The organism is Vagococcus sp. (assembly GCF_036639995.1).
Classification (GTDB): domain Bacteria; phylum Bacillota; class Bacilli; order Lactobacillales; family Vagococcaceae; genus Vagococcus.
Genome location: NZ_JAVWHO010000018.1, coordinates 1 through 7,299, shown reverse-complemented (window position 1 = coordinate 7,299; position 7,299 = coordinate 1). Strand labels below are relative to the sequence as shown.

The window sequence follows — 7,299 nt, the reverse complement described above, 5'->3', positions numbered from 1 at the left end:
CCTAAAATATCTAAGTTCAATTCAGTTGCTTTTTCTTTAGTCATCAAAATTAAACAAGCTGCCCCGTCATTAATTCCAGAAGAATTCCCTGCTGTCACACTGCCTTCTTTTTTAAAAGAAGGTCTCAATTTAGCTAATTTTTCTAAACTCATACCAAATCTTGGATACTCATCAAGTGAAACGATAGTTGGCTCTTTTTTTCGATTTTGGACGCTGATTGGGACAATTTCTGCTTCAAATCTACCAGTTTTAATTGCTGTTTCAGCTTTTTTTTGACTCATTAAAGCAAATTCATCTTGCTCTTGTCGAGTCAAGCTATATTTTTCAACAATATTTTCAGCTGTTATTCCCATTGGCAACTCATCAAAAGCGTCTGTTAATCCATCACTCATCATCGTATCAACTAGCGTGGCATTTCCCATTTTTGTTCCAAATCGGTAATTAGGTACGACATAAGGTGATTGACTCATACTTTCGGTTCCACCAACAACAACCACTTCATGATCACCTAACGCAATCGATTGAGCACCTAAAACAACTGCCTTTAATCCAGAACCACAAACTTTATTCACAGTAAAAGCGGATGTTTCTTTAGGAATACCAGATTTTATAGCAATCTGTCTTGAAATATTTTGCCCCAATCCTGCTGACAAGACATTTCCCATAATAACTTCATCAACTAATGAAGGATCTAACTGTATATCACTCATAGCTTTAGTTACAACTTGTGTTCCCAACTCTACTGCTGAGATATCTTTTAAACTTCCACCAAAACTTCCTATTGGACTTCTTCTAGCAGAAACGATTACAACTTCTCTCACAAAAAAACCTCCATTACATTTGTCTACATCTTCTTTCAACTATTTTCAAAACTTATCTTAACATATTCTTTTGTATTAACTATGGTTTAACTCATTTCTTAATAAATTAATAAAAGATAAAAAAACAGAACCAACATTTTAGTTAGTCCTGCTTTCATCTTATATGCTTACTGCAAAAGCTTGCCAAGGTTGTAATTGACAAGATGATAAACTACTTGGTGTTGGCATGTTTTCAACTAGTACCTCTTTTATGATTGCTTCAGATGAAAATGATTGAGATTCATTAGAAAGGTTCGCAACTATTAACCATTTTTCACCTTCAAACTCACGATAATACGCAAACACTTTGTCAGTTGTCTCTAACAACTCATATTCACCCCAGACAACAATTGGGTTTTCTTTTCTTAATCGAATCAGCGTTTGATAGGTGTAAAAAATTGATTGTTTATCCATTAAAGCTTTTTCCACATTAATATTTTGATAATTAGGATTCACATGTAACCAAGGAGTTCCTGTTGTAAAGCCACCGTTTGAATTATTATTCCACTGCATAGGCGTTCTCGCATTATCGCGACCTTTAGCATTAATTGATGTTATTATTTCTTCTTTTGAAAACCCATGAGCCAATCGGTCATGATACATATTAACACTTTCAATATCTTCAACTTCATCAATACTTGTGATTGGGTAATTAGTCATCCCAATTTCTTCACCTTGATAAATATACGGTGTTCCCTTCATCATATGAAGTAAGATAGCAAAAGCTTTAGCACTTTCCACTCGGTATTCTTGATCATTTCCCCAACGAGAAACAACACGCGGTAAGTCATGGTTATTCCAAAATAAACTATTCCATCCTTGATGACCTAGTGAGGTTTGCCATTTAGAAAGAACGTCTTTTAACTCTTTCATTTCTAAAGGTTTTAAATCCCATTTTTGTTTTCCTTCACCTTTTTGCTCATCTAAACCGACATGCTCAAATTGAAAAACCATTGATAATTCATCTCGTGCTGGATCTGAGTACATTTTAGCAATTTCAGGAGTTGCTCCCCAGGTTTCTCCAACTGTCATCACATCATAATTACCAAAAGTTGATTGATTCATCTCTTTTAAATAATCATGAAGCTTAGGACCATTTCCTGTGATTTTTTCATCTGGAATTTTACCAATTAAATCAATCACATCCATTCGAAATCCTCCGACACCTTTTTCAAGCCAAAAATTCATCATATCATTAACTTTTTGTCGAACTATTTCATTTTCCCAATTTAAATCTGGTTGTTTCTTACTAAATAAATGTAAATAATACTGGCCGCTTGCTTCATCAAATTGCCAAGCACTACCACTAAAAGTAGATTCTAAATCATTTGGGACATCATCATTTACAGGATCACGCCACACATAAAAATCACGATAAGGATTATCTTTTCCTTTTTTTGCTTCAATAAACCAAGCATGTTCATCTGATGTATGATTTACTACTAAATCCATAATAATTCGAATGTCTCTATTTTTAGCCTCTGCAATAAGTTCATCCATATCAGCCATTGTGCCAAACTCATCCATAATATCTTCATAATCACTGATATCATATCCATTATCGTCATTAGGAGATTTGTATACTGGACTTAACCAAATCGCGTTAATTCCAAGTTTTTCCAAATAATCAAGACGATTGATAATACCTCTCAAATCACCGATTCCATTCCCTGTTGTATCTTGAAAACTTCTTGGATATATTTGATATAAGACAGCTGATTGCCACCATTTATTTTGTTTTGTTGTCATTGGTAAATCCCTCCGATTTATCGTATTCTCTTAAAATATTTAAATAGGTGTATCGAAACACCTATACTTAAAATAAAAAAACTGACTTAACAGGTGTTTCGCAACACTCGCATAAAATATAACATTTTTATTTTTTTAAGTCAATTTTTTTACCGACGCCCCTTCAACAAGTGTTGTTTTCAAATAGATTGATTCTGACATGGTATTTTTTGTTTCAATGCCCTTTAACACCAATGTCATAATAGCCTCAGCTTTTTTAGAAACATCTTGCTTCATACACGTTATTTGTGGTGTAGCATATTTGGCGTAAGGTGTGCCATCAAAGCTAACAATGGATATATCTCTTGGAACACTTATGTTCTTTTTATATAATGCTGAAACAAGCTGAACAGCAAGCAAATCCGAAGCACAAAAAATAACTGTACAGGTTTTAATCGTTTCCATTAAATTATCCGTTACAAATTGTCGGTTATCATTATAAGTTACTGGAATAGGAATTAGCGTAGGTGATAAATCAACCTGCTTCATCGCTCTAATAACCCCTTTGGAACGTTCATAATCCACCCCTTGCCAAGCAGATTCCGTTTCTCCTTTTGCAATAAAACCTATTTTTTTATGACCTAGATTTAATAAATACGTGGTCATTTCATAAGCTCCTTGTTTATCTGCAATACCAACATTTAAAAAGGGTTCCTCTAAATTAGTTGCATAAGAATCAATAAAAACCACTGGGACAGTTACTTTTTTTTGCCATTTAGCGACATCATTAACTGATGTACCTGAAACAATCAACCCTTCCAAATGCCACATTTCAGCTAATTTTGCGCCTTCTTCAAAACTAGATACGCGGTGAAACATCATAAAATAACCTGCTTTTTTTATGTTAGACTCAACTGCTTGTATTAATTCACCGTGATAAGGATTATCAAAAAACTCCTCTACGACTGCCTCATTATCTTGAATAATAAACCCAATTATTTTTGAGCCATTTTTTGCTAATAATCTAGCTCCCATATCTGCCGTATAATCCAGTTCAACTAAAGCCTTTTTCACTTTTTCTTTTGTTTCAGGTGAGACTTTACTATCTCTTCCATGAATCACGTTAGACACAGTTGTTGGACTCACACCTGTATATTTAGCAATATCTTTAATTGTTGCCATTTTTTCACCTCGTATCTTCTTTATTATTCGTAGTTTAGCAGTTTTAAATTTGAAAAACAATTTTTCCAATATTTTCTTTGTATCTTGTAGAATACTTATTATAATAGAGAGAGAGATGAGCAAGGAGAATTTTATGAACTTAACCAAAAAAGCATTATCCCAAGCGTTAAAAGAACTAATGACTCACATTCCTTTTGAAAAAATAACTATCAATGATGTAACCAATACAGCAGGTGTTTCAAGAAACACTTTTTATTATCATTTTTCTGATATTAATGAACTTTTAGAATGGACTTATGATAACGAGATTGTTAACGGACTGGAAACATATGAAGATTTAGAAACCTGGAAAGATGGTCTATTAAGTGTTTTAAATTATACTGAAGAAAATCGGAAATTTTGTTTAAACACCTTTCATTCCATCAACCGAGATCGTTTAGAAATATTTTTATACGATATTACTTACGGAATGCTTGTTTCTATTATGGACCAAACTTATGATGAAACCATTTTGAAAAAAGACTTAAAAATCCAAATTGCCGATTTTTATGGTCGCGCTATTGTTTCTCAGGTGATTCACTGGTTAACAACTCGTTTAGAAGAACCTAAGGATCAACTGATTGCTAGAGTTGAGCGTGTAACAAAAGGAACTATCGAACTCATTATTCAAAATCATTAAATCTTTGGACAAATCACTATTTTTGTCCAATTTTTGGACATCTTTTCATTTTTGTTTATATGATTTCCCCTCAAAATTCGTATGATGAACATGTAGCATTTATACAAATTTTATAGGGGGTTTTTTTAATGTTTTTCTTTGAAAGCATGCCATGGTACTCTGTTGCCATGTGGTTTGTCGTTGTAGGTGGTTTAATGTTTATGAACGAACTTGCACGAGCAAACAAATGGGTAGCACTTATTTTATTTACAGCACTACCAATTATATTAACTATTTTCGTTTGGCCGACAACAGCTGGTGCCGGTAGTAGTACAGGAACTTGGTTCCACTGGGTGAAAGTTTACTCAGCACTTGCTGGTTGTTTAGGATTCTTAGCACTAAGATTTATCAAAGGAGCCCAAGATAAAAAATGGATGATGGCATTTCCTGCTTTCATTTTAGCTCTTAACATCATGGAAGCTGTTATACGTGATTTTCAAGTTTATTCATTACACGGTATGGTGGACGGTGTTTACATGAACGGTGGCGTTTGGAACATTATGAACGGTGTCGCTGGTATTTTAAATATCTTAACTATTTCTGGTTGGTTTGGAATCCAAATTAGTAAAGACAAACAAAAAGACATGGTTTGGGCTGACCAAATGTGGTTCTGGATCATTGCTTATGACGTTTGGAACTTCGCTTATGTTTATAACTGTGTATCTGATCATTCATTCTACGCTGGTCTTGGTTTATTAATGTCATGTACTATCCCTGCCTTCTTTATTAAAAAAGGAGCATGGTTACAACATCGCGCACAAACATTAGCTTTTTGGATGATGTTTACAATGACATTCCCAGCATTTGTTGGTGAATCTAAATTTGCAGTTCAAAGCTCACATAGCAGCACTTCTTTATTTGTCCTAAGCTTCTTGGCTTTAGCAATTAACGTAGCAGTCTTTATCTATCATATTTACCGCATTAAAACGCAGAAGAAAAATGTTCTTAAAGATGAAATCTATACAGGACTTAAATCTTTTGAGGAAGTTAAACAAAATAACTAAGCAAAAAGTCACTAAAATTAGATATTTTATCTAACTTTAGTGACTTTTTTATATACTTTCAAAAGCTAATTGCTTAATAATGTCATGGTGTTCTGGATATTTCTCTAAAAGTTCTTGCTGTGTAAACAATTTAAAATCTGTAAAATTAAATCCTGGTACAACTACACAACTCACTAAAGAGTAATCATCTTCAACAGTTGACCCAAAAATAGTTCCTGCTGGAACAGTGTAATGAAGTCTCTCACCCTTTGATAAATCTTTTCCGATTTTTATTGCATCATAACGTCCGTCTTCAAAAATACAATGAACGGTTAACGGATTTCCCTCATGGTAATACCAAATCTCATCTGCTGTTAACTGATGAAAATGTGAAGGACTTTTCTCAGTTAATAGAAAATAAATACTTGTATATAATTTTCGCTCTTGTCCGTTTGTAGTTATCATTCTCTGAGATTCTTCTGTTCTCAAATAATAGCCACCCTCAGGATGCGGCGCTAAATTTAACTCTTTAATCCAATCATATTTTGTCTTCATTCAATCCCTCCTTCTATTCTCTTTTAGTATACAAAAAAGACAAATAACTAACAACCTTAAATTTAACACTTGTATTACTATATATTGTATATTATTATATTCATTGTACTTATTTACACTATATATAGTTAAGGAGTTAAGGAGGAAATGAGTGTGATTGTATTAGCAGGTACTATTGGAGCAGGTAAAACAAGTCTTTCAAAAATGATTGCCAATGAATTAGGTAGTGAGGTATTTTACGAAAGCGTGGATAATAATGAGATTTTGCCCCTATTTTATGAGGACCCAGAAAAATATTCTTTTCTGTTACAGATATACTTTTTAAACAAGCGTTTTAACAGTATAAAACGAGCGTTAGTTCATGATAATAATGTATTAGATCGTTCAATTTATGAAGATTCGCTACTTTTTCATTTGAATGCAGATTTAGGTCGTGCCTCAGCACAAGAAGTAGAAGTCTATGATGAGTTATTACAAAACATGATGGAAGAACTCCCCTTTGCAGCACAAAAGAAACATCCAGACTTACTTGTTCATATTAAAGTTTCTTTTGAAACTATGCTTAAGAGAATTGAAAAAAGAAACCGTCCTTTTGAGCAGTTAACTTTTGACCCAGGTCTTTATGATTACTATAAAGAATTAAACCGTCGTTATGAAGAATGGTTTGATAACTATCATGAGAGTCCTAAAATTCAAATTGATGGTGATCAATTTAATTTTGTTGAAGATGAAGATGCGGCAAAAGAAGTCATAAAACTAGTATTAGCCAAATTAGAAGAAACTAGAAAATAAAAAAGTTAGCTATCAGTTTAAGACTGATGGCTAACTTTTTAGCTTTGTTTAATTGCCTGTTCAAATTTTGTAATAAGACATTCAAATTTTTCATCTAAATATTTTTGGTTATTTTCATCACGGTAAATCATTTGAGTAGGTGATGTTCCCATATCAATCAATTTAATAGGTACCCATTCATTCTTTATTTTTTTTATTGTTATTTGAGGATGAACACTTGTTGATCCACACCCACTAGAAATTAAAAAAGCGACTTCTTTCTGCTTTTCATCTAATTGACGTATTCTGTAATAACCATTTGTAATGAATTTCTTTTCATATCCAAACACAGTCTCTAAGTTTATCACTCTCTGATCATCCATACCTATTCCCCTTCAAACAATTTAACTATTGTCATAATTCTATATTTAATAACTTTAAAAATTGCTACTTTTTAATTTTAATCAAAAAAAATAAGGCTCTAGGCCTTGATATAGCTTTA

The 7,299-nt window shown here is 32.9% G+C and carries 8 protein-coding genes; 3 read left to right on the top strand and 5 right to left on the bottom strand.

Features of this window, described 5'->3' with window-relative positions:
• From RR554_RS06350 to RR554_RS06340, 3 genes are all read right to left on the bottom strand, one after another.
• A partial coding sequence (locus RR554_RS06350) for an acetyl-CoA C-acyltransferase (RefSeq protein ID WP_332467647.1) occupies positions 1–821 on the bottom strand: 821 nt, incomplete at its 3' end.
• 159 nt (positions 822–980) lie between these two features.
• On the bottom strand, positions 981–2,609 hold the full coding sequence (locus RR554_RS06345) for a glycoside hydrolase family 13 protein (protein WP_332463425.1): 1,629 nt from the start codon (positions 2,607–2,609) through the stop codon (positions 981–983).
• Between the two features lie 135 nt (positions 2,610–2,744).
• The gene (locus RR554_RS06340; protein WP_332467646.1) at positions 2,745–3,830 is read right to left on the bottom strand and encodes a LacI family DNA-binding transcriptional regulator; all 1,086 of its coding nucleotides are present in this window, start codon (positions 3,828–3,830) and stop codon (positions 2,745–2,747) included.
• 73 nt (positions 3,831–3,903) lie between these two features.
• On the opposite strand from RR554_RS06340, the gene RR554_RS06335 reads away from it, so the two are divergent.
• Positions 3,904–4,449: a TetR/AcrR family transcriptional regulator C-terminal domain-containing protein gene (locus RR554_RS06335; RefSeq protein WP_332463427.1), complete on the top strand. Its 546-nt coding sequence runs from the start codon at positions 3,904–3,906 to the stop codon at positions 4,447–4,449.
• 128 nt (positions 4,450–4,577) lie between these two features.
• Complete coding sequence (locus RR554_RS06330) at positions 4,578–5,492, top strand: DUF5692 family protein (RefSeq protein WP_332463428.1); 915 nt, start codon at positions 4,578–4,580, stop codon at positions 5,490–5,492.
• A 48-nt stretch (positions 5,493–5,540) separates the two neighbouring features.
• Here RR554_RS06330 and RR554_RS06325 read toward each other — a convergent pair whose 3' ends face one another.
• Positions 5,541–6,026: a cupin domain-containing protein gene (locus RR554_RS06325; RefSeq protein WP_332463429.1), complete on the bottom strand. Its 486-nt coding sequence runs from the start codon at positions 6,024–6,026 to the stop codon at positions 5,541–5,543.
• Positions 6,027–6,173: 147 nt separating this feature from the next.
• Between RR554_RS06325 and RR554_RS06320 the strand changes: the two genes are divergently transcribed.
• Positions 6,174–6,818 (top strand): deoxynucleoside kinase, encoded by a 645-nt coding sequence (locus RR554_RS06320; protein ID WP_332463430.1) that lies wholly within the window; start codon positions 6,174–6,176, stop codon positions 6,816–6,818.
• Between the two features lie 38 nt (positions 6,819–6,856).
• On the opposite strand, the gene RR554_RS06315 is transcribed toward RR554_RS06320, so the two are convergent.
• The gene (locus tag RR554_RS06315; RefSeq protein ID WP_332467645.1) at positions 6,857–7,180 is read right to left on the bottom strand and encodes a hypothetical protein; all 324 of its coding nucleotides are present in this window, start codon (positions 7,178–7,180) and stop codon (positions 6,857–6,859) included.
• Positions 7,181–7,299: the final 119 nt, after the last annotated feature.